Source organism: Streptomyces sp. BYX5S (genome assembly GCF_054724165.1).
Genome location: NZ_CM138829.1, coordinates 4,601,694 through 4,623,200, shown reverse-complemented (window position 1 = coordinate 4,623,200; position 21,507 = coordinate 4,601,694). Strand labels below are relative to the sequence as shown.

Annotated in this window: 18 protein-coding genes; 10 read left to right on the top strand and 8 right to left on the bottom strand. The window is 71.8% G+C overall.

Going from position 1 to position 21,507, the window contains the following annotated elements; all coding sequences use genetic code 11:
• Positions 1–36: 36 nt before the first annotated feature.
• Positions 37–705 carry a maleylpyruvate isomerase family mycothiol-dependent enzyme gene (locus tag ACYBSK_RS21095; RefSeq protein WP_460242864.1) on the top strand — a complete coding sequence of 223 codons (669 nt, stop codon included), beginning with the start codon at positions 37–39 and terminating at the stop codon, positions 703–705.
• 13 nt (positions 706–718) lie between these two features.
• Here the strand turns inward: ACYBSK_RS21095 and ACYBSK_RS21090 are convergent, their stop codons facing one another.
• The 3 genes from ACYBSK_RS21090 to ACYBSK_RS21080 form a co-directional block, all read right to left on the bottom strand.
• On the bottom strand, positions 719–2,095 hold the full coding sequence (locus ACYBSK_RS21090) for a phosphatase PAP2 family protein (protein WP_460242863.1): 1,377 nt from the start codon (positions 2,093–2,095) through the stop codon (positions 719–721).
• 117 nt (positions 2,096–2,212) lie between these two features.
• A complete protein-coding gene (locus tag ACYBSK_RS21085) occupies positions 2,213–2,902 on the bottom strand; it encodes a GntR family transcriptional regulator (RefSeq protein WP_460242862.1) in 690 nt (229 codons plus the stop codon).
• Entirely contained in the window at positions 2,899–4,389 is a 1,491-nt protein-coding gene (locus tag ACYBSK_RS21080; protein ID WP_460242861.1) for a chlorohydrolase family protein, read from the bottom strand. The genes ACYBSK_RS21085 and ACYBSK_RS21080 overlap by 4 nt, the downstream gene beginning before the upstream one ends.
• A 275-nt stretch (positions 4,390–4,664) precedes the next feature.
• Here ACYBSK_RS21080 and ACYBSK_RS21075 point away from each other — a divergent pair, with 275 nt between their 5' ends.
• The 6 genes from ACYBSK_RS21075 (at position 4,665) to ACYBSK_RS21050 (ending at position 11,803) form a co-directional block, all read left to right on the top strand.
• Positions 4,665–5,702, top strand: coding sequence for an ABC transporter permease (locus ACYBSK_RS21075; RefSeq protein WP_457481811.1), 1,038 nt, complete (start codon positions 4,665–4,667; stop codon positions 5,700–5,702).
• 25 nt (positions 5,703–5,727) lie between these two features.
• Positions 5,728–7,470: an ABC transporter substrate-binding protein gene (locus ACYBSK_RS21070; RefSeq protein WP_460242860.1), complete on the top strand. Its 1,743-nt coding sequence runs from the start codon at positions 5,728–5,730 to the stop codon at positions 7,468–7,470.
• 6 nt (positions 7,471–7,476) lie between these two features.
• Positions 7,477–8,478: an ABC transporter permease gene (locus ACYBSK_RS21065; protein ID WP_457478733.1), complete on the top strand. Its 1,002-nt coding sequence runs from the start codon at positions 7,477–7,479 to the stop codon at positions 8,476–8,478.
• Complete coding sequence (locus ACYBSK_RS21060; RefSeq protein ID WP_460242859.1) at positions 8,478–9,497, top strand: ABC transporter ATP-binding protein; 1,020 nt, start codon at positions 8,478–8,480, stop codon at positions 9,495–9,497. The genes ACYBSK_RS21065 and ACYBSK_RS21060 overlap by 1 nt, the downstream gene beginning before the upstream one ends.
• Positions 9,494–10,498, top strand: a complete 1,005-nt coding sequence (locus ACYBSK_RS21055; protein ID WP_460242858.1) for an ABC transporter ATP-binding protein — start codon at positions 9,494–9,496, stop codon at positions 10,496–10,498. The genes ACYBSK_RS21060 and ACYBSK_RS21055 overlap by 4 nt, the downstream gene beginning before the upstream one ends.
• 90 nt (positions 10,499–10,588) lie before the next feature.
• On the top strand, positions 10,589–11,803 hold the full coding sequence (locus ACYBSK_RS21050) for an amidohydrolase (RefSeq protein WP_460242857.1): 1,215 nt from the start codon (positions 10,589–10,591) through the stop codon (positions 11,801–11,803).
• 54 nt (positions 11,804–11,857) lie between these two features.
• Here ACYBSK_RS21050 and ACYBSK_RS21045 read toward each other — a convergent pair whose 3' ends face one another.
• Entirely contained in the window at positions 11,858–13,096 is a 1,239-nt protein-coding gene (locus ACYBSK_RS21045; protein WP_460242856.1) for a metal-dependent hydrolase family protein, read from the bottom strand.
• A gap of 7 nt (positions 13,097–13,103) precedes the next feature.
• On the bottom strand, positions 13,104–14,516 hold the full coding sequence (locus ACYBSK_RS21040; RefSeq protein WP_460242855.1) for an MFS transporter: 1,413 nt from the start codon (positions 14,514–14,516) through the stop codon (positions 13,104–13,106).
• Positions 14,517–14,723: 207 nt separating this feature from the next.
• On the opposite strand from ACYBSK_RS21040, the gene ACYBSK_RS21035 reads away from it, so the two are divergent.
• Entirely contained in the window at positions 14,724–15,587 is an 864-nt protein-coding gene (locus tag ACYBSK_RS21035) for a MurR/RpiR family transcriptional regulator (RefSeq protein WP_457478727.1), read from the top strand.
• 15 nt (positions 15,588–15,602) lie between these two features.
• Here ACYBSK_RS21035 and ACYBSK_RS21030 read toward each other — a convergent pair whose 3' ends face one another.
• Positions 15,603–16,307: an N-acyl homoserine lactonase family protein gene (locus ACYBSK_RS21030; protein WP_460242854.1), complete on the bottom strand. Its 705-nt coding sequence runs from the start codon at positions 16,305–16,307 to the stop codon at positions 15,603–15,605.
• A 111-nt stretch (positions 16,308–16,418) separates the two neighbouring features.
• Between ACYBSK_RS21030 and ACYBSK_RS21025 the strand changes: the two genes are divergently transcribed.
• On the top strand, positions 16,419–16,595 hold the full coding sequence (locus ACYBSK_RS21025) for a hypothetical protein (RefSeq protein ID WP_460242853.1): 177 nt from the start codon (positions 16,419–16,421) through the stop codon (positions 16,593–16,595).
• 42 nt (positions 16,596–16,637) lie between these two features.
• On the opposite strand, the gene ACYBSK_RS21020 is transcribed toward ACYBSK_RS21025, so the two are convergent.
• The gene (locus ACYBSK_RS21020; protein ID WP_457478724.1) at positions 16,638–17,129 is read right to left on the bottom strand and encodes a MarR family winged helix-turn-helix transcriptional regulator; all 492 of its coding nucleotides are present in this window, start codon (positions 17,127–17,129) and stop codon (positions 16,638–16,640) included.
• Positions 17,130–17,286: 157 nt separating this feature from the next.
• Between ACYBSK_RS21020 and ACYBSK_RS21015 the strand changes: the two genes are divergently transcribed.
• Positions 17,287–18,483 carry an FAD-dependent monooxygenase gene (locus ACYBSK_RS21015; protein WP_460242852.1) on the top strand — a complete coding sequence of 399 codons (1,197 nt, stop codon included), beginning with the start codon at positions 17,287–17,289 and terminating at the stop codon, positions 18,481–18,483.
• A 30-nt stretch (positions 18,484–18,513) separates the two neighbouring features.
• On the opposite strand, the gene ACYBSK_RS21010 is transcribed toward ACYBSK_RS21015, so the two are convergent.
• A complete protein-coding gene (locus ACYBSK_RS21010; RefSeq protein ID WP_460242851.1) occupies positions 18,514–21,483 on the bottom strand; it encodes a glycoside hydrolase family 3 C-terminal domain-containing protein in 2,970 nt (989 codons plus the stop codon).
• Between the last annotated feature and the right edge of the window lie 24 nt (positions 21,484–21,507).

Sequence of the window (21,507 nt, the reverse complement as noted above, 5' to 3'; positions counted from 1 at the left end):
CAACCCCGCACCCACCGGAGTCAGGAGACACCCCCGATGACCAGTTCGCGACGGACGACCCGCCCCGGCCCGAAGGCCGGCCTCTGGCCGCTCGTGCACGCCGAGCGCGCCGCGCTCGCGGCCGACCTCGAAGGCCTGACGGACGCGCGATGGGCGACGCCGTCGCTGTGCGCCGGGCTCACGGTGCGCGACGTGCTGGCACACATCACCGCGGGCGCGAGCCTCAACGCCGTGCGGTGGCTGGCGGGTGTGATCCGCTGCCGCTTCGACTTCGACCGGCAGGTGGGCGTCCGGCTCGCCGAGCAACTGGGCGCGAGCACGGCGGAGACCCTGGAACGGTTCCGCGGCGTCGTCACGAGCCGGACGAAGCCGCCGCTGCCGGTCGTCGCGATGCTCGGCGAGACGATCGTGCACGGCGAGGACATCCGGCGCCCGCTGGGCATCCGCCGCGCCCACCCGGTCGAGGCGGTGACACGCGTCGCCGAGTACTACGCGGGCACCGACCAGGTCGTCGTCGGCAAGGGGCGCATCGGCGGCCTGCGCCTCGTCGCCGACGACGGCCCCTTCGCGACCGGCTCCGGGGCCCTGGTCACCGGCAGCACGCTGGCGCTGGTGATGGCGATGACCGGGCGCGCCGCCCCCTGCGACGACCTGACCGGCGACGGCGTCGCGACGCTGCGCGGCCGCTGCGGGCCGACGCCGTGAACCGCCCCGGGCGTCACGCCGGTTCGGGCTGGGGGTCCGGGGAGCCCTGCTTCGGCGTCCTGGGGCGCGGCGGCGTCGGCCTCGGGTCCCACTGCCTGACGGTCCGTACGTAGAGCAGGACCACGGAACCCGCGAGGAGCAGGAGCAGCGGGCCGAACGCCCAGGGGTGCGCCGCCATGTGGCTCGGCAGGTAGCGGTACGACACCAGCAGCGCGGTGAGGACCGCCGACCCGTACCCCACCATCAGCGTGGCCGAGCGGTCCCAGCCGCGGGCGAAGGCGCGCATCGCCGTCTCGATGGACAGCGCGAACACCGCCCCGGCGAGCAGGTCCACGCCGTAGTGGTAGCCGAACCCGAGCGTCGCCGTGAGCGTGCCGACCAGCCAGAACGTGCCCGCCCAGCGCATCGCGCGGGAGCCCTCACGGGTGTGGATGAAGAGGCTGATCGCCCATGCGGTGTGCAGGCTCGGCATGCAGTTGCGCGGGGTGATCCCGTCGAACGGGATCGGGTGCGGGGCGGCGATCGACGGCAGGGTGTCCGGCCAGATGTTGGCCACCGCCCACTGGCCGCCGTCGGCCCCGTAGGCGTACAGCGGGCCGACGACCGGGAAGATCATGTAGATGGCCGGGCCGAGCAGACCGATGGCCAGGAAGGTGCGCACCAGGTGGTGCGCCGGGAAGCGCCGCTCGGCCGCGACGTGCCGGAGCTGGTACAGGCCCACGAGGGCGGCGGCGAGCGGGAGTTGGCCGTAGACCGCGCCGAGGACCGCGCCGCTGACCGGCGACGTCGCCTCGACGAGCTGGCCGACCAGCCACGACGGGTTGGCGAGCGCGTGGTCGGCGGCGGCCACGTACGGATCGAGCACCGTCGGCCGGGTCTTGGACGTGATCAGCAGCCACGTGTCGCCCGTCTTGTGGCCGAAGACCAGCAACAGGCCGAGCCCCGAACCCTTCAGAAAGAGCGCCCGCTCCCGGCCGGTGCGGCGCACGAGGCCGAGGACCGCGACGCCGAGGATCACCCACAGCGCGCCGTTGCCGAAGTTCATGTCGGCGCCGACGATCAGCCGTACCAGCCAGAAGGCGACGTCGATGCCGACCGCCGCGCACGCCGCGATCAACCTCTGCCGCCAGGTGAGCACCACCATCGTCAGCGCCAGACCGCCGTACAGCAGCGGGCCCGAATGCGGTGCGAAGACGATCTCTTGGGCCTCGACGGTGATCGGCCCCGGCTGCCCGTAGCGGCGCGCCACGAACTCCAGGGCGATGTGGAATCCGAGGATCGCCAGGCCGGCCGCGATCCACAGAAGGGTGCGCGGCTGCCGCCAGGCGGGCGGCCGGGGCTCGGCGCCCCGCTGGCCGGGCAGGGAAAGGGAAGGTGGTGTGGTCTTCAATTGTCCGACTTGGTGGTTTCGTTCCGGCTGCGGGTGCACTGACCACGATCTGGGTGATCGTTCCAGTTCGAACATGCTAACGGCGGGCCGGTTCCGTAGGTAGGGGCACGTCAGGGGCTACTCGCGGGGCAGCACCTCGGCCAGCGTCCGCAGCACCGGCTCCCGTCTGATCTCGATGTGCGCGTACGTGAGCGCCTCGGCGAGGCCGGGGCGGCCCTCGCCGATCGCCCGGCAGATCCGCTCGTGCTCCGCGCGGTGGAGCTCCGCGCCGTCCTCGGTGGCGGTCAGCCGGAACAGCCAGTGCATCAGGCCCAGCGAGCGCTGGAACGAGGAGTGGAGCAGCCGGTTGCCCGTCATGGTGATCAGCTCGGCGTGGAAGGCCGTGTTCGCCGCCGCGATCCCGGCCGCGTCCGCGCTCCGCGTCGCCGCCTCCGCCTCGTCCATCACCCGCCGCAGCGGCTCGTGACCGCCGCCGCCCGCGACGATCTCGGCGGCCCGGCGCGCCGCGAACACCTCCAGGCTGAGCCGCAGATCGAAGAGTTCCTCCACGTCGCGCAGCGTGAGACGGCGCACGCGCGCCCCCCGGCGCGGCTCCAGCTCGACGAGCCCCTCGGCCGCCAGCCGCATCAGCGCCTCGCGCACCGGCACCCGCGAGACCCCGAGCGCCTCCGCCAACTCCCGCTCCCGCAGCCGGGAACCGGGCTGGTGGGCCCCGGCGTGGATACCGGCCCGGACCAGCTCCACCGTGCGCTCCACCTGGGAGGCGGCGCCCGCGGGGACGCCCGTGTGTTCCGTCGTGAGGGTCACGCGCGCCGCTCTTCCCCGGCCGCGCGGAACGCGGGGAACGTCGGCGGGAACAGTGCGGCGGTGTCGCGGCGTTCGGTGTCGCGTTCGCTGTACGCCGCGCGCATCTTTTCGAACAGCGCCTGGGCCTCCCGTGCCAGGCGCGGCAGGTCGACGCCGGGCAGCGCGCCGTCCACCAGCACCGGCCGGCCCGCCACCACGGAGTGGGTGGCCTGCCGTGCGGTGCCGTTGAGCAGGAACGTACGCACCGGGTCGTCGAGCACCCCGTCGCGGACGTCGTCGAGGGAGAAGGCCACCAGGTCGGCCTGCGCGCCGACCGCGATGCGCCCGAGGTCCTCGCGGCCGAGGGCGCGGGCGCCGCCCAGCGTGGCCGCCTCGACGTAGTGCTCGGCGGGCGCCGCGTCCGAGCGGCCCGAGGCGATCTTCGCCAGGTGGACGCCGACGTCCATGCCGCGGACCAGGTCCGGGGGGAACGAGTCGGTGCCCAGGCACAGGTTGACCCCGGCCTCCCGGTAGGCGCGGAACGAGTGCAGCATCTCGCCGTAGCGCAGCGAGGTCTGCGGGCAGTGGACGACCGAGACGCCGCTGCGGGCCAGCAGCGCCAGATCGCCGCGGTCCTCGCCGTGCACGGCAGGGTGGCGGTCGAGCAGCACCGTGTGCGGGATGAGCAGGTTCGGTCCCAACAGGCCGTGTTTGTCGAGCAGTTCGAGGGGCGTCAGGCCGACGTGCCGCCGCCGCACGATCTCGCGCTCGGCCAGCCCTTGCAGCGCGTGCAGCCGGATCAGGACGCCGCGCTCGCGCCCGATCCGGGCCGTCTCGCCGAGCAGTTCCTCGGTGAGCGTCTCGATGCGGCAGGGGAGGAGCACGCCGGTGAGCAGCGGGTCGGCGAGCGCGTCGAGGTGGTCGAGGAAGCGGACCGCGTCGCGCAGGCCCGCCCGGCCCTCCTCCTCGTCGAACGCCACGTCCCGGGTGCCGTCCGGGCGGACGACGTTGACGCCGGAGCGGTAGGCCGGGCCGAGGTAGCCGCGCAGGCCGATGCGGCGGGCGATCGCCGCCATGTCGACCAGCTCCTCGTACGGCTCCGCCCAGCGGCTGTGCACCTCGGACGCGATCGGCATGAAGGTGGTGATGCCGTGCAGGGCGAGCTGGGCGAGCGCGTACTCGCGGACGGTGGCCCGCTCCCGCGGCGTGAACACGTCGTGGCGGCGGTGCGCGAAGTAGTCCAGCGACCACTGGAGCCCCTTGCCCCGCTCGGGACCGGCCCACGAGTCCAGGACGAGGTGGTCGACGTCGGTGAGCGCGTCGAGGTCGATCAGGCCCGGCATCAGCAGGGACTCGCCCAGGTCGCGCTCCTCGTCGACCCCGCCCTCGTAGCGCGGTCCGACGTACACCACGGTGTCGTCCTCCCACACCACCTCGCCGTCCCGCAGCAGCGCGTGGCCGCCGTCCTGGTGGGCGAGGACGTGTCGGGCACGCCAGCGGGTGCGCATAGGGGCCTCCTGGGGGGTGGGCTGTCGCGGACGACGCCGATCGTACGGCTTGGTATACCGGATGGGGAAGGTGGTCCTCGCGGGTGAGGCCATCCGGTGTGTGAGTGGTGGCGGCGTGTACCGATATGACGTCCAATACGGCTTAGTTGGCGATGCTGGTATACCGAAATCCGGCCACCCCTATCGCTGCCCGCCAGAGTTGGTATACCGTCCCGCCAATCTTCCCCGCTTCCCTCCTTGCGCCGAATGGATCACGCGACGTGACGGATTCCCCAGTGCTGCCCGCTCGGCCGCCCTCCGACGCCGAAGGCGCCGCCGCGCCCAACTCCCCGCCAGGCGCGCCGACTTCGGCCCCGCCCGCGGTCGCCGCCCGCTCTCTCGTCGGCACCGCCTGGCTGCGCATCCGCCGCAGCCGGATCGCCCTCGCCGCGCTCGCCGTCGTGGTGCTCATGATCCTTTTCGCGGTGCTCGCCCCGCTGCTCACCGCGATCGAGGGCCAGGACGCGTACACCACCCGCACCAGCCCCGACGTCCTCGACGACTACGGCACCCCCGGGCTCCCGCTGCCCTACTACCGCTACCCGTCGGGCGAGCACTGGCTCGGCCTCGAACCGGGCCTGGGCCGCGACATCTTCGCGCGCATGGCCCACGGCGCCCAGGTGTCGCTGGTCATCGCGCTGCTCGCGACCGCGGTCTCCGTCGTCCTCGGCACCGTCCTCGGCGCCGCCGCCGGCTACTTCGGCGGCAAGGTCGACATGGTGATCAGCCGGATCATGGACCTCTTCCTGGCCTTCCCGCACCTGCTGCTCGTGCTGTCGCTGACACCGATCCTGCAATCCCGGCTCGGCGACACGGCACTCGGCGACGGGAGCCTGCTGCCGATCGCCTCACTCGTGATCATCCTCGGCTTCTTCGGTTGGGCCTATCTCGCCCGCGTCGTGCGCGGACAGGTCCTGTCCCTGCGCGAGCAGGAGTTCGTCGAGGCCGCCCGCTCCTACGGGGCCTCGCACCGCTCGATCATCCTCAAGCAGATCGTGCCCAACGTGATGGGCGTCGTCCTCGTCTACGCCACGATGATGATCCCCACCAACATCACCGCCGAGGCCGCGCTGTCGTTCCTCGGCGTCGGCGTCAAGGACCCCACCCCGTCCTGGGGCCAGATGCTCAACGCCGCGCAGGCCGGCAACTGGTATCTGACCGATCCCTGGTTCCTCGCCGTACCCGCGGGCGCCCTCGTCATCACGGTGCTCGCCTTCAACCTGCTCGGCGACGCCGTCCGCGACGCCCTCGACCCCAAGTCCTCCCGTGGCTGACCGCAGCGCGACAACAGGAGCAGCAGTGAATCGACGCACCACCGCGGTGCTCGCCCTGATGGCGGCGGCCGCACTGACCCTCACCGCCTGCGGCGGCGCCAAGCCCCCGCCCGGCTCGGGCTCCCGCGCCCCCGCCGACGCCTTCGACCCGGTGAAGGTCGGCGACGGCGACACCAGCAGGGGCGGCAACGTCAACGTCCTGATGTCCACCGACTTCCAGACCCTCGACCCCGGCAACAGCAACTACGTCCAGACCGCCAACGTCGGACAGCTCTACTACCGCACCCTCACCATGGCGAAGGAGGAGGCCGGCAAGCCGCCGACCATCGTCCCCGACCTCGCCACCGACCTCGGCAAGGTCTCCAAGGACGGCCTCACCTGGACGTACACCCTGAAGGCCGGGCTGAAGTTCGAGGACGGCACCCCCGTCACGGCGAAGGACGTCAAGTACGGCGTCGAGCGCACCTACGCCCGCGACGTCTACACCCAGGCCCCGCAGGAACTCAACGCCGCGCTCTCCGACGACGGCTACAAGGGCCCGTACGCCAAGGGCGCGGCCGGCGACTTCAAGGGCATCGAGACCCCCGACGACCGCACCGTCGTCTTCAAGCTCAAGCAGCCCTTCGCCGAGTTCCCCGCCCTGGTCTCCCGCTCCAACACCGCGCCGGTGCCGCGCGCCAAGGACACCAAGCTCGACTACACCAACCACCCGGTGTCCACGGGCCCGTACAAGATCGAGTCGTACCAGCGCGGGCGCGCCATGAAGCTTGTCCGCAACAAGCACTGGGACCCGGCCACCGACCCCCACCGCAGCGCCCTGCCGGACACCTTCAGCTTCAGCCTGTCCACCGCGCAGGCCACCATCAGTCAGCAGCTCATCGCCGACTCCGACCCCACCGCCCTCACCCTCGACAGCGCGGGCGGACTCCAGGCCTCGGACGCCGCCAAGCTCGACCGGCCCGGCGTCGCCCGGCGCACCGCCTCCGGCATCATCGGCTGCACCGACGTCCTCGACTTCAACACCGAGACCATCAAGGACCCCGTCGTCCGCAAGGCCCTCGCGCTCGCCATCGACCGCAAGGCCATCCACCTCCAGTACGGCGGCGCCCGCTTCGGCAAACTCACCCAGTCATACATCAACCCCCAGCAGCGGGGCTACGTCGAGCAGCACACCGACCTCGACCCGACCGGCCAGCCCCAACTGGACGAGGCGAAGCGGCTGCTCAAGGGCCGCGACTACCCGAAGAAGCTGGTCTACGGCTACGCCGACGCCACACCCCGCTTCAAGAACATGGGCACCTCGCTCCAGGAGAACCTCCGCCACCTCGGCATCGACCTCGAACTGCGCCCCATCCCCGCCGCGAACTACTTCACGACCCTCGCCGGTGAGAACATGCCCGACCTCGCCCGCAGCGGCTGGTGCGGCGGCGCCGACAGCGGCTCGGTACGCACCACCATCGACCCCAACCTGGGCCCCAGCGTCGACGGCAAGACGTTCGGCTTCTCCAACATCCCCCGCTACCACGACCCGGAGATCGCAACGGCCATGTACGCGCTGCGCGGTGAGAACGGCACGAGCGAGGAACTGGGCCGCAAGTGGTCGCGGCTCTTCGACCGCGCCATGCAGGACTACCCGCTCGTCCCGCTGATCAGGAACGTCACGCGCAGCGTCGTCGGCTCCGACATCCGGGGCGCGCAGATCGGCTACTTCTTCGGCGGCATCGACCTGTCGACGGTCTCCGTCGCCACCGGCCAGAGGAAGGGGTGATCCGACATGCTCGCCTTTCTGACCCGGCGTCTCGCCGCCACCGTCGTCCTGCTCGTCGTCATCAGCTTCGTCACCTTCACCCTCTTCCAGTTCGGGCCCGCCGACCCGGCGGCCGCCGCCTGCGGCCAGGAGTGCACCCCCGCACGCGTCGCCGAGGCACGGGTCGCGCTCGGCATGGACAAGCCGTTCCTCACCCAGTACCTGAACTACATGTCGGGCCTGTTCCACAGCCGGCCCATCGGCGCGCCCGGCGCCGAGACGATCTGCCAGTGGCCCTGCCTCGGCAAGTCCTTCCAGACCAACGAGGACGTCGCCGCCGTCCTGGAACGCGCCCTGCCCTACACCGTGTCGGTCGGCGTCGGCGCCGTCGTGCTGTGGACCGTCGCCGGAGTCACCCTCGGCACGCTCGCCGCGCTGCGCAGGAACAAGTTCACCGACAAGCTCATCGTGGGCGCCGCGTCCGTCGGTGTGTCGCTGCCGATCCCGGTCACCGGACTGCTCCTGCTGCTCGTCTTCGTCTCCACCTTCGACGTGCTGCCGTTCACCACGAACGCCATCACCTCACCCTTCGGCCCCGCCGGGTTCGACGGCTGGTTCCTCAACTACCTGCTGCCGTGGGTCGCGCTCGCGGTGCTGTTCAGCGCCCAGTACATCCGCGTCACCCGCAGCTCCATGCTGGAGACCTTCGGCGAGGACTTCATGCGCACCGCCCGCTCCAAGGGCCTGTCCAAGGCCACCATGGTCGTCCGGCACGGCGCCCGCGCCGGACTCACCCCCGTCGTCACCATGCTCGGCCTGGACATCGGCCTGCTGCTCGGCGGTGCCGTCCTCACCGAGCAGATCTTCTCCGTGCCCGGCATCGGCTTCACCGCCGTCCGCGCCGCACAGTCCGGCGACCTGCCGGTGACCATGGCGATCACCCTGCTCGCCGCCTTCTTCATCATCATCGCCAACGTCGTCGTCGACGCCGTCTACGCCGTCATCGACCCGCGAGTGAGGGCCGCCTGATGACCGATACGTTCGAGGAACCGCTGCTGCGGATCCGGGACCTGCACGTCGCGTTCCCCACCGACGACGGGCTCGTGCACGCCGTCAACGGCATGGACCTCACGCTGAACCGGGGCGAGACCGTCGGCCTCGTCGGCGAGTCCGGCTCCGGCAAGACGGTCACCAGCCAGGCCCTCATGGGCCTGCTCAAGGAGACCCGCGCCCAGGTCACCGGCGAGATCCTGCTCGACGGCACCGACCTCAACACCCTCACCGAGGACCGGATGCGGGCCTGGCGCGGCAAGAAGATCGCCATGATCTTCCAGGACCCGCTCTCCGCGATGCACCCCTTCCACACCGTCGGCGACCAGATCGCCGAGGCCTACCGGGTGCACAACAAGGTGTCGAGGAAGGCCGCGCTCGCGGTCGCCGTCGACATGCTCGGCCGCGTCGGCATCCCCGACCCGAAGCGCCGGGCCCGCGCCCACCCGCACGAGTTCTCCGGCGGCATGCGCCAGCGCGCCATGATCGCCATGGCCCTGGTGTGCGAGCCCGAACTCCTCATCGCCGACGAACCGACCACCGCCCTCGACGTCACCGTCCAGGCGCAGATCCTCGACCTGCTCGGCGAACTCCAGCAGGAGACCGGCACCGCCGTCGTCATGGTCACCCACGACCTCGGCGTCGTCGCCGAGGTCTGCCACCACGTCGCCGTCATGTACGGCGGCCAGTGCGTGGAGCGGGGGAGTGTGCGCGAGCTGTTCCGGGACCCCCGGCACCCGTACACGCAGGGCCTGCTCGCCTCCATGCCGACGCTCGGCGACGACGGCGAACGGCTCCGCCCCATCCCCGGATTCCCGCCCTCGCTCACCGCGCTGCCCACCGGCTGCCTGTTCGCGGACCGCTGCCCGCAGACCCACCGCGTACCCGACGGCCTGTGCCACCGCGAGCGTCCCGCGTTCCTCGCGAGCACCGGCGCCGACCACCCCTCCCGGTGCCACCAGGAGAATCTCGCCACCGCCGAGGAGGCCGCACGATGACATCGACCCCCTTGCTGGAAGCCGAAGGGCTGACCAAGCACTTCCCGGGACGCGGCGGCCTCTTCGGCCGGGGCGGCGCGCCCGTCAAGGCCGTCGACGGCGTCAGCTTCTCCGTCGGCGCCGGGCAAACGCTCGGCCTGGTCGGCGAGTCCGGCTGCGGCAAATCCACCACCGGCCGCCTCCTGATGCGGCTGCTCGACCCCACGGCCGGAACGATCCGGCTCGACGGCCAGGACCTCGGCGCCATGAACCGGTCCGAGGCGCAGGCCTACCGCCGCCAGGTCCAGATGGTCTTCCAGAACCCGTCCTCCTCCCTCAACCCCCGCCAGTCCGTGGGCTCCGCCATCGCCGCCCCGCTGCACGCCCAGGGCATCGAACCGCCCGGCGGCGTCAAGAACCGGGTGCGCGAGCTGATGGACCGCGTCGGCCTGCGCCCCGACCACTACAACCGGTTCCCGCACGAGTTCTCCGGCGGCCAGAAGCAGCGCGTCGGCATCGCCCGCGCGCTCGCCCTCGAACCCCGCCTCATCATCTGCGACGAACCCGTCTCGGCGCTCGACGTCTCCGTGCAGGCGCAGGTGGTCAACCTGCTCCAGGACATCCAGACCGACACCGGGGTGTCGTACGTCTTCATCGCCCACGACCTGTCCGTCATGCGCCACTTCGCCGAGCGGGTCGCCGTGATGTACTTGGGCCGGATCATGGAGAGCGGAACCACGCGCGAGGTCTTCGACGACCCCCGCCACCCGTACACGCGGGCCCTGCTCTCCGCCGTGCCGCAGCCGGACCCCGACGCGGACCGCGGACGCCGGATCCGGCTCAGCGGCGACCTGCCCACACCCGCGAACCCGCCCTCGGGATGCGTGTTCCGCACGAGGTGCCCGCTGCGGCCGACGCTCGACGAGGCCGAACGGGCGCGCTGCGCGGACGTGTTGCCGCCGGTCGCGGGCGCGGAGGGCCCCGCGTGCCACTTCGCGGACAGGGCCCTCGCGGCACACTGACCCACCGACACACCAACAAGCCACCGCACACCAACACCCCTCTCGCACACCAACACCCCCCACACATCAACACGAAGGAAGTCGCACCACATGCTCATCCGTGACGTCCGCCCCTGGGGCGGCGAGCGCAGTGACGTACAGCTCGACGGCGCCCGCATCGCCGCGATCCGCCCGCACGACCCGCAGAGCGAACCCGTCGGGGACGTCGTCGAGGGCCGCGGCCGGCTCCTCCTCCCCTCCTTCAGCGACGTCCACGTCCACCTGGACTCCACCCGCATCGGCCTGCCGTTCCGCCCGCACACCGGCGGGCCCGGCGTGTGGACGATGATGATGAACGACCGCGAGAACTGGCGCGACGCCGAGGTGCCGCTGCCGGAGCGGGTCGCCGGAACGCTGGAGCGCATGATCGCGCGCGGCACGACGCGCGTGCGCACCTACGCGCAGGTCGACGTGGACTGCAAGCTGGAGAAGTTCGAGGCGGTCGTCGCCGCCAAGGAGAAGCACGGGCACCGCGCCGACGTCCAGATCATGACGTTCCCGCAGGCCGGCATCCTGCGCGAGCCGGGGACCGAGCAGTACCTGGAGGCCTCCCTCAAGGCGGGCGCCGACGTCATGGGCGGCATCGACCCGTGCACCCTGGACCGCGACCCCAAGGGCCACCTCGACGTCGTCTTCGGGCTCGCCGAGAAGTACCAGGTCGAGGTCGACATCCATCTGCACGAGCCGGGCGAGCTCGGTGTCTTCTCGACCGACCTCGTCCTGGAGCGGGTCCGCGCCCTCGGCATGCAGGGCAAGGTGACCATGTCGCACGCGTACGAACTCGGCTCCGTGAACGAGTCCACCAGCCGCCGCCTCATCGAGGAGTTCGCCGAGCTGGACATCGCCATGGCGACCGTCGCCCCCGCCGCCCGCAACCAGCTCTCCCTCGTCGAACTCACCGAGGCCGGCGTGCGCGTCGGCCTCGGCGAGGACGGCCAGCGCGACTACTGGAGCCCGTACGGCAACTGCGATCTGCTCGACCGCACCTGGCAGTTGGCGTTCACCAACAACTTCCGCCGCGACGACCACATCGAGATGTCCCTCGCCGTGGCCACCATGGGCGGCGCCTCCATCATGAGCCACGAGGTGCCGCGCCTCGCCGGTGTCACCGACCGCCCCGGTCTCGCCGTGGGCGACCGCGCGGACCTGGTCCTGGTCGACGGCGAGACCCCGGCCAGCGCGGTCATGGACCGGGGCAGGGACCGCACCGTGCTGCACGACGGGCGGGTCGTGGCGGAGGGCCTGGAGCTGGTCGCCGGGGTGTGACCGCAGGCGGTGGCGCGGGGGCTGCTCCAGGTGGCGGCCCCCGCACCGCACGTCTCAGTGACGCACCACGCACCCGCCCTGCACGACCGCCACCTGGTGCCGCGCGGGCTCGGCCAGCGCCGCGATGTCGGCCAGCGGGTCGCTGTCGAGGACCAGCAGGTCGGCGCGCGCCCCGGCGGCGAGCGTCCCGATCTCCCCGCTCATCCCGAGGAGTTCGGCCGCCACCGACGTTGCGGAACGGATCACGTCGAGCGGCTTCTGCACCTCGGAGCGGATCCTGAACTCCTCGTTCTGATGCCGGTGCATCCCGCCGAGCAGATCGGAGCCGTACGCGATCCGGGCCGCTCCCCGCGCCGCGCGTTCGACGGCGCCGAGGCCCGCGCCGAGCACCTCGTCCACCTTGCGCCAGCTGTCCTCGGAGAGCCCGAACTCCCGGCCCTCCTTCTTGAGCGCCCAGTACGTGACCAGCGTCGGCACGAGGAACGCGCCGCGCTCCACGAGGAGTTCGACGCTGCGGTCGTCGATCAGGTTGCCGTGCTCGACCGACCGGACGCCCGCCTCCAGGGCCCGGTTGACCGCGCGCGCGGTGTAGGCGTGCGCGGCGACGTACCGGTTCGCGGCCTCGGCCTCCTCGACGGCGGCGCGCAGTTCGGCGGGGGAGTACTGGGTGGAGTCGATGCGGTCGGTCGGTGACGCGACGCCGCCGGAGGCCATCACCTTGATGTGGTGGGCGCCCTTGCGCAGCTCGTCGCGGGCGGCGAGCCGCACCGCGTCGGTGCCGTCCGCGATCCGGCCGACGGCGGCGCAGCACGGGTGGTCGTCGTGGAGCAGCGTGCCCGCGCCCCGGTTGTCGCCGTGCCCGCCGGTCTGGCTCAGCGCCTTCCCGCCGAACGCCAGCCGGGGCCCGCGCACCAGCCCCTCCTCCTGGGCGCGGGCCAGCCCGAAGTCGGCGCCCGCCATGTCGCGGACCGTGGTGAAGCCCCGGTCGAGCATCGCGCCCATGATGCGGGCCGCCTGCGCGGTGACGTACGACGGCGGGGTGTCGCCCAGGGCGCCGAGCCCGGCGGTGAACGCGGTGACGTGGACGTGCGCGTCGATCAGGCCCGGCAGCACGAACCCGCCCCGCACGTCGAGGACCCGCGCGTCGGCGGGGCGGTCGGACCCGTCCTCGGCGATGCGGCCGTCCACGCACACGAGGTCGCCCTCGCGCCAGGTTCCGGCTTCCTGGTCGAGGAGGTGGGCGTTGCGCAGGACGAGGACGGAACCGTTGGGCGGTGCGGCGCTGGTGGTCATGGAGAGGTCACTCCTTGGTCGCGGTGGTGGGCAGGGGAGAGGGGGCCGGGGAGACGACGGGGGCGCCGATGTCCTCCAGCGAACGGTTGGCCGTGGACAGGCCGAAGGCGAGCGTGACCACGACACCGACCGCGAGCACGGCCGTCGTCATGCCGAAGACACCGGCGAACCCCGCCCCGGCGGCCATCAGGCCGATCACGGTGGGCGCGATGATCGAGCCGATCCGGCCGAACGCGCTGGCCAGGCCGCTGCCGGTGGCGCGGATCCACGTCGGGAACACCTCGGGCGTATAGGCGTACAGACCGGCGTACGTACCGTTCAGGAAGAACGACAGCACCGCGCCCGACACCGTGATGGCCACCGGTGTCGAGGTCTGGCTCAGCCAGTACGCGGCGACGGCGGAGCCCGTGAGGTAGAGCGCGATGGTGTGCTTGCGGTCGAGGCGTTCGCTCAGCCACGCGGCGGAGAAGTAACCGGGCACCTGGGCCGCGTAGATGATGATCGAGAACGAGAAGCTCTGCGTGACGGTGATGCCGCGCTGCACGAGCAGCGTCGGGATCCACGAGAAGAACCCGTAGTACGAGAACGTGATGACGAACCACATCACCCAGGTGACGGCCGTACGCCGGGCCATCCGGCGCGACCAGAGGAAACGCAGACCGGTCCGGACGCTGGGCGGCGCGGTCTCCTTGGGTGCGGCGGCGGGTCCTGCCGCGTCGTGCGGAACCGGCGGCAGTGGCTCTCCGGTGGATTTCTCGACGCGGCGCTCCAGTTCCGCGACGACCTGCTCGGCCTCCGCGTACCGGCCGCGTTCCAGCAGGTAGCGCGGCGATTCCGGCAGGGCGCGGCGCCACCACAGCAGCATCACGATGGGGACGGCCGTGACGACCTGGGCCCAGCGCCAGCCGTCCGCGCCGAGCGGCACCACGAACCGGCCGATCAGCGCGGCGGCCAGGAAACCGAAGGAGAAGAACCCGGCGAGCGCCCCCACGAACCAGCCGCGCCGCTTGGACGGCACGAACTCCGACAGGAACGGCGCGATGATCGCGCTCTCCGCGCCGGTGCCCGCCCCCGCGAGGACGCGGGCGCCGAGGAAGACGGGGAAGTTCGGGGCCACGGCGGCGACCAGGGTGAAGACCACGTAGAACGCGAGGGCGTACATCATCACGCGCTTGCGGCCGATGCGGTCGCCGAGGATGCCGGCGATCGCGGCACCGAAGAGATAACCGAACGGCGAGGCCGAACCGATCAGGCCGAGCGCGCCGTTGTCCAGGCTCCACAGATCCTGGACGCTCGGCAGCAGGAACGCGACCACGGCCGCGTCCATACCGTCGAAGGTGTAGCCGAGCCCGCCGATCAGCAGCAGGACGTGATGGGGTCTGGACAGGGGGAGTCTGTCCAGGCGAGCGGGAAGAGACATGGGGCGGATCCTCGAGACGGTCGGGGACGCGGGGAGGCGGGAACGGAGGAACGGGGTGCGTGGAAGCGCGGTGACGTTCGCCGCACACGCAACGTAGATTGCGTCCCGCCGAATGCGCAACGATCATTGCGTTACATTCTGGGAACGTAGAGTCTGGTGGGGCGCCCCGCTCGAAGGCGCCGACGGTCCCCTACCGCGGAGTTGTGTGTGCACGGCGAACTGGCAACCTGGCTGCGCGATGCCGCGCCCGCCCGCGGACTGCGGCCGAAGGCCGCCGCGATCGTGGACTTCCTCGCCTCCCAGCCGCAGCAGGCGGCCTACGCCTCCGTGGCCGACGTGGCGCGCCGCGTCGGCGCCAACCCCGCGACCGTGACCCGCACCGCCCAGACGCTCGGCTACGACGGATGGCCCGATCTGCAAAGGGAGTTGCGGGCGCGCTACCTCTCCCACCTCAGCGCCGCGCAGGTGAACGCCGCGCACCGGGAGGAGGGCGGCACCTCGTGGGCCGGTTCCCTCAGCCGCGACCAGGAGAACCTCGCCCAACTCGCGGCGTACGCCGACGACGCGGCGGTCGCGCGCATCGCCGAGGCCATCGCCGGGGCCCGCCGCACCCTCGTGGTCGCCGCGGGCAGCTACGCCTCCGCGGGCACCGCCCTCGCCCACAACGCACGCCTCGCCGGATACGACGTGCGGCTGGAGGCCACGGGCGGCGCGGACCTGGTCAACTCCGTCGCGGCGCTGGGCCCGGAGGACCTGCTCGTCGCCATCTCCTTCTGGCGGCTCTACCAGAGCACGGTGACGGCGGCGGAGGACGCGAGCGAGCGCGGCACGCGGGTCTTCGTCATCACCGACGCGGCGAGCCCGCCGCTGGCCGCCGCCGCGGAGGACGTGCTGCTGGCACCCGCCGAAGGCACGTCCTTCTTCCCGTCCCTGACGGCGGGCCTGGCCCTGTGCCAGTCCATCGTCGCCCAACTCGCCGCCCTCGACCCGGACCGGACGGCCGCGTCGGTCGCGGCGGCGGAGGAGCGCTGGGTGCGGTACGGGGTGCTGCACCGCGCGGCGGACCTCTAGGGCCTGTCGTTTGGATCAGGCGGCCGGCGGCTCCCACGCCGCGCTGTCGTGGGCGAACACCACCCTGCGCGGATCAAATTCGAGAAGCCGTCCCAGCCATGGCCGAGGCGTGGGGCGAGGCGGTTCGAGTCCGTCGAGCTCGGCGCGCCGGGCGGCGTGGTCCGAGGCGAAGTGCCAGGCGAAATCGTGCGCTTGGCCCGCCAGGATCACGGTGCCGTCGGGCTGCTGGACCACCAGTGACTGATGGCCGTCCGTGTGGCCCGGGGTGGGCACGACCCGGACGCCGGGCCAGAGTTCGGCCTCGCCGGAGATCTCCAGGTAGTCGGCGCCGGGGAAGTCGACCAGTTCGTCGATGGTGTAATCGCCCCGCCTGGCGGTGGCCAGCTCCGCTGCCTGCACCACGATGGGCCGGTCGCGGAACAGCGGGTTGCCGCCGCAGTGGTCGAAGTGCAGATGGCAGTTGACCACCAGGGTGATCTCCGCGGCGCTCACCCCCGCGGAGGCCAGTGCCGCCTCTAGGGGCCTGCGCCGCGGGCGGTAGTGCGACTCCGTGCCGGCGTCGGCGGCTCCGATGCCCGTGTCGAAGAGGACGAGGCCCCGCTCGTGCCGCGCCAGATAGGCGAACACCGGCTCCACGCGCGGCTGGTCGGTGCCCGTTTCCGTGGCCGGGCGGACGATGTGGCCGAGGTCGAGGCGCCGTACCTCCGTGTGCTGCGTCATCGGCTCATCGTGGCAGCGGAGGCGGTTGCACGTGCGGAGTGTGTCGTATGGCACGTCCGACCGGGCGGAAATGGTGTGCTCGATGTCAGTGGCGGGCACTAGTCTCTTCACATGATCCCCACACCCAAGCATGGTTCCGCACGGTCTGCCGACGAACTCAACGAGCAGATCCGCGCCCTCATGCTGTGTTCCGGTGGGAGGTTGAGCGCCGAGCAGCGCCGCGAGTACCAGGTGCTGGTCGCGGCGTGGGCGGAAGCCGTCAGTGACGCAATGGTGAAGGCGGCGTGAGCGCGGTCGGCCGGTAGGCGTCGGCGCCGTGCGGGCGGCGAGTCACCCGTGGGTCGTCGGTTCCGTGCCGTCCGCCGCGTAGGTGGTCATGACGGTGCGGATCTCGCCGAGGAAGCGGGTGAAGGCGGTCAGCACCTCGGGCGGGTAGGTGTCCGCGACGGCTGACAGGCGGTCGGCCAGAGGATTGAAGAACGCGTGGACCAGGTCTTCCACGCCGTCCGTGGCGTGGAGGGTCACCAGGCGGCGGTCTGCGCTGTTGCGCATGCGCCGGATGTGCCCCGCTCCCTCCAGGCGGTTGAGGAGCGAGGAGGTCGCCGGGGTCGACAGGCCGATGCGCCGGCCGAGTTGCGACTGGGTCAGCGGCCGACCGCTGTCCTGCGCCTCCAGGATCTCCACCAGGGCCTTCGCGTCGGTGACGTGGAGCCCCGTGTGCGCGCCGAAGCGGCGCCCGAGTTCGCCGAACGCCATGCCGTGCGCGCGCAGCCCCTCCAGGAGTTGGTGGTGACGCGGGTGCTCATCGGTCGGGGTGTCCACGGTGTCCTTCCTGCATGTGCTCGACGTGCTGATGCTATGCCCGGCGAACAGTTCCGCGAAGGAACCATTGCGTCCTCTTGTAGTTTCACGGTGATACTGTTCCATCATGGAAGCACATGAACGGGCAGTCATGCGCCCGCAACGTCCGGAGCACCCCTTGCGCACCCCCAGCATCCTCATCTCCGGCAGCAGCGTCGCCGGCCCCACCCTGGCCCACTGGCTCAACGCCGCCGGCTGGCACACCACCGTCGTCGAACGCTTCGCCCAACTGCGCGACTCCGGCCAGAACATCGACATCCGCGGGGCGGCCCGCGACGTCGTACGCCGGATGGGCATCGACGACACCCTCCGCCGCCACACCACCGGCGAGGAAGGCACCCAGTTCCTCGACCGCACCGGACGCGTCGTCGGCGCCTGGCCGCGCAGCGAAACGGGCGCCGACGGGGCCACCGCGGAACTGGAGATCCTGCGCGGCGAACTCTCCCGCATCATCCACGCCACCACCGAACCGCACACGGAGTACCTCTTCGACGACCAGATCACCGGCCTCGACGACACCGGTGACCGCGTGGACGTCACGTTCCGCCGCGCACCGGCGCGCTCCTTCGACCTCGTCGTCATCGCGGAAGGCCTGACCTCCCGCACCCGCCGGATGGTCTTCCCCGACGCCCGCATCACCGACCTGGGCCTCTACACGGCCTACCTGACCATCCCCCGCACCGGCGAGGACAACGACTGGTGGCGCTGGTACCACGCCGACCGGCAACGGCAGATCACGCTGCGCCCCGACAACCTCGGCACCATCCGCGCCGTGCTCTCCTTCATGACCGACGTCCGCGGACTGGACCAACTCGACCGCCCCGCACAGACATCCGTCCTGCGCCGCACCTTCGCCGGATCGGGCCCGGCCGCCGCACGCGTCCTCGACCAACTCGACTCCGCGCCCTACTACTTCGACGCCGTCGGCCAGATCCGCCTGCCCTCCTGGCACCGCGGCCGCATCGCCCTCGTCGGGGACGCCGCCTACTGCGCCTCGCCACTGAGCGGCATGGGCACCAGCCTCGCCCTCGTCGGTGCGTACGTACTCGCCACCGAACTCGCCCGGTCCTGCGACCACGAGACCGCCTACCAGCGGTACGAAACCCGCATGAGGCCCTACGTCACCAAGGCCCAGAAACTCCCGCCGGGTGTGCCCCGCCTCGCCTTCCCCAGGACACGAACCGGCGTCCGCGCCCTGCACACAGCCATCGGACTGGCCACCACCCCTCTGCTCCAACGCCTCTCCCGGACCAGCCGCTTCACCTCACCTCCCGCCGACAACATCACCCTCCCCGACTTCCCCGCGCCCACCTAGGGGTGAGCCCGGGGCCGGAGACCTCAGGCGTCAGTCGCGACGCAGCGTGAAAGTCGACAGGCGCAGGCCCTTGGACAGGCACAGGTACAGCGCGGCGCGGCCCCCGGGAAGGTCGCGCAAGCGTGTCGTGACCGAGGCGTAGTCGTAGACCGAGTCCGTTCCGGCGAACGGGACCGAGCCGAGGACGCGGCCCTTCGGGCTGCCGACGCGGATCCGTACCCGCCCCGCCGCGCCCGACAGGCGGGCCGTGAACGTGGCGGTTCCGCTGGGCAGGCGCGCATCCGCGTACGACACCCACGCGTCGTCGGACGTCGCCGACACCACCGTCCCGCGGGCCTTCGACTCGTCCGCGAGGCGGATCGCGGTGTAGTCGTCGAAGTTCTCGGCGCGTGTGGTGCGCGCGAGGTCGCGCGGCGGGATGGTCTCGCCCGACACCTTCCACGTCGTCCGGGCGCGGATGTCCGTGGAGGAGGCGCCGACCAGGATGTCGTACGTGGCGGACTCCACGACCCACTGGTCGCGGGTGACGTCCCAGTGCGCCAGATCGCGCCTGGTCAGCGGAAGGCGCACCGTCTTCGTCTCGCCCGGCTGCAACGACACCCGGGCGAAGGACCGCAGCCGAAGCAGCGGCTGGGCGTCCCGCGAGGTGCGCTGGTGGACGTACAGCTGGACCACCTCGTCCCCGGCGCGCCGCCCCGTGTTCGTGACGGTGACCGCGCACCCGCCGTCGAAGCGCTTCACTTCCCCGTACGCGAACGACGTGTACGACAGGCCGTGTCCGAAGGGGTAGAGCGGCTTGCCCCGGAAGTACCAGTAGGTGCGCTCGTGCTTGATGATGTCGTATTCGAGGATGGACGGCAGGTCGTCCTCGGAGCGGTACCAGGTCTGGGTGAGGCGCCCCGCCGGGTTCGCGTCGCCGAAGAGGAGCGCGGCGAGCGCGTTGCCGGTCTCCTGGCCCGCGTGCGAGGTCCACAGCAACGCCGGTACCTTCGCGGCGAGTTCACCCAGCGCCGTCGGGTAGCTGTTCTCCACGACCACCACCGTGCGGGGATTGGCGGCAGCCACCGCCGCCACCAGTGCCGCCTGCGCCGGGGCGATGTCCAGGCTCGTGCGGTCGTGGTTCTCGCGCCCGTTGATCGCGGGCATCGAACCGATGACGACGATCGCGGCGTCCTTCCCGGTGGCCGCCGCCACGGCCTCCTCGGCGCCGGAGCGCACCACCTCGCGCGCGTACCGGGCCGCCGACGCCTTCTCCACCAGGCCCAGCTTCCCGTCCGCGCCCGTCGGGCCGAGATACACCGGCGAGGTCCACCAGGAGTCCGCCGTCTCGTACCCCGCGTACTTCAACAGGTACGTGTCACCGTCCGGCTGCTCCTCCAGCGTGAACTGCTGCTGCACGTACCAACCGTTCGGCTGCGCCTGGTCGTTGACGAACCCGGCATCGCCGCGCCCCACGTACAGTCCGTTCGCCACGGCCCGCAGCGTGACGATCCCCGCGCCCCAGTCGAAGACGTCGAAGTGGGCCGTCGCGTCCGACGCGGCGGCGTCGCTCTCCCGCAACGGCGCCCCCGCCGCCCCCGCACCGGCCGTGACCCGCAGCCCCGTCGAGGCATTGCGCAGCGCGATCCGGTCCACGCCCTCGCTGCTCTCCACCGCCGCCTCGCCCAGCTTCGCCGCGACACCGTCCCGAGGTGTCACCGCGTACGGGAGCGTGCCCGCGTACCAGTCCGTGTAGAGGGTGTCGGCGAGCGGACCGACGACGGCGACGCGCGCGGTGCGGTCCGCGTCGAGGGGGAGTGTGCCGCCCTTGTTCTTCAACAGGACGACCGCCTTCGTCGCGGCCTGGCGGGCGAGCGCCCGGTGCGCCGGGGAGTCGATCACGTCCTTGCCGATCGCCCCGTACCGGCCGCCGTCCGGATCGAACTCGCCGAGCCGCACACGGATCGCGAGGACATGACCGGCCGCCCGGTCGATGTCCGACTCCTCCAACAGGCCGTCCGCCAGCGCCTTCTTGAGGGCTGTCGTCGTCGGCGCGGAATTGGTGTCGTCCGTCGTGTAGCTGTCGATGCCCGCCTTGAGCGCCGCCGCGTCCGCCTCCGCGAGCGTCGGGTAGTAGTCCTGCACACCCACGCCTGACACCAGGTTGTTCGGCGCCCACGCGTCGGTGACGTTCAGCAGAGCGCGGTCGGTCCACGACCGCACGGCGTCGTCGAGGTCCGGATTCACCGTGCAGGGGCGGCCGTTGACCAGGTTGTACGCCGCCATCACCCCGGTCACCGCGTCCGCCTCGACCGCCGGGCGGAACGCCGCCTCGTCGTACTCGTGCAGCACCCGCGGCCGCAGATCGCTCGACGTCGCCGCGCGGTCCACCTCGTTGTTGTTGGCGAGGTAGTGCTTGATGGTCGGCGCCGTCTTCAGATGGTCCGGATCGCCGCCGGTGAGCCCCTTGCCGTACGCCGTCGAGAGCGCACCGGACAGGTACGGGTCCTCCGAGTAGCCCTCCTCGTTGCGGCCCCAGCGTGGATCGCGCAGCAGGTTCACCACCGGCGCCCACAGGTTGAGGCCCCATCCGGCGGGTCGCTCCTGCTGGAAGCCGCGCGCCTCGTCGCCGACCGCCGCCCCGACCCGTTCGAGGAGTGCGGTGTCCCACGTCGAGGCCAGCCCGATGGCCTGCGGGAACACGGTCGCTTTTCCGAGCCACGCCACCCCGTGGAGGGCTTCGGTGCCGGTGCGGAAGGAGCGGATGCCGAGCCGGTCGATCGCCGGCTGGTACTGGTGCAGCAGCGAGACCTTCTCGTCCAGCGTCAGCCGGCCGAGGAGGTCCTTCACCCGCGCCCCGACCGAGTGCGACGGATCGCGGAACGGGTACGTGGCGGAGGCCACCGAGGGCGCCGCGGCGGCGATCGTCGCGCCGGGCACGGCCAGCGCCGCGGTCGCGGCGGCGAGGAGCGTACGTCTGCTGATGCCGGATCCGGCGGGTCTTGCGCGGTCGTCGTGCACGGCTGACTCCTTACGCTGGGAGAC

Bases quoted from the DNA above. Each gene is read 5' to 3' on its own strand.
- ACYBSK_RS21060 (WP_460242859.1), top strand. From the start codon at position 8,478: ATGACCGATACGTTCGAGGAACCGCTGCTGCGGATCCGGGACCTGCAC.
- ACYBSK_RS21080 (WP_460242861.1), bottom strand. From the start codon at position 4,389: ATGCGCACCCGCTGGCGTGCCCGACACGTCCTCGCCCACCAGGACGGC.
- ACYBSK_RS21065 (WP_457478733.1), top strand. From the start codon at position 7,477: ATGCTCGCCTTTCTGACCCGGCGTCTCGCCGCCACCGTCGTCCTGCTC.
- ACYBSK_RS21030 (WP_460242854.1), bottom strand. From the start codon at position 16,307: ATGACGCAGCACACGGAGGTACGGCGCCTCGACCTCGGCCACATCGTC.
- ACYBSK_RS21050 (WP_460242857.1), top strand. From the start codon at position 10,589: ATGCTCATCCGTGACGTCCGCCCCTGGGGCGGCGAGCGCAGTGACGTA.
- ACYBSK_RS21040 (WP_460242855.1), bottom strand. From the start codon at position 14,516: ATGTCTCTTCCCGCTCGCCTGGACAGACTCCCCCTGTCCAGACCCCAT.
- ACYBSK_RS21055 (WP_460242858.1), top strand. From the start codon at position 9,494: ATGACATCGACCCCCTTGCTGGAAGCCGAAGGGCTGACCAAGCACTTC.
- ACYBSK_RS21025 (WP_460242853.1), top strand. From the start codon at position 16,419: ATGATCCCCACACCCAAGCATGGTTCCGCACGGTCTGCCGACGAACTC.
- ACYBSK_RS21095 (WP_460242864.1), top strand. From the start codon at position 37: ATGACCAGTTCGCGACGGACGACCCGCCCCGGCCCGAAGGCCGGCCTC.
- ACYBSK_RS21045 (WP_460242856.1), bottom strand. From the start codon at position 13,096: ATGACCACCAGCGCCGCACCGCCCAACGGTTCCGTCCTCGTCCTGCGC.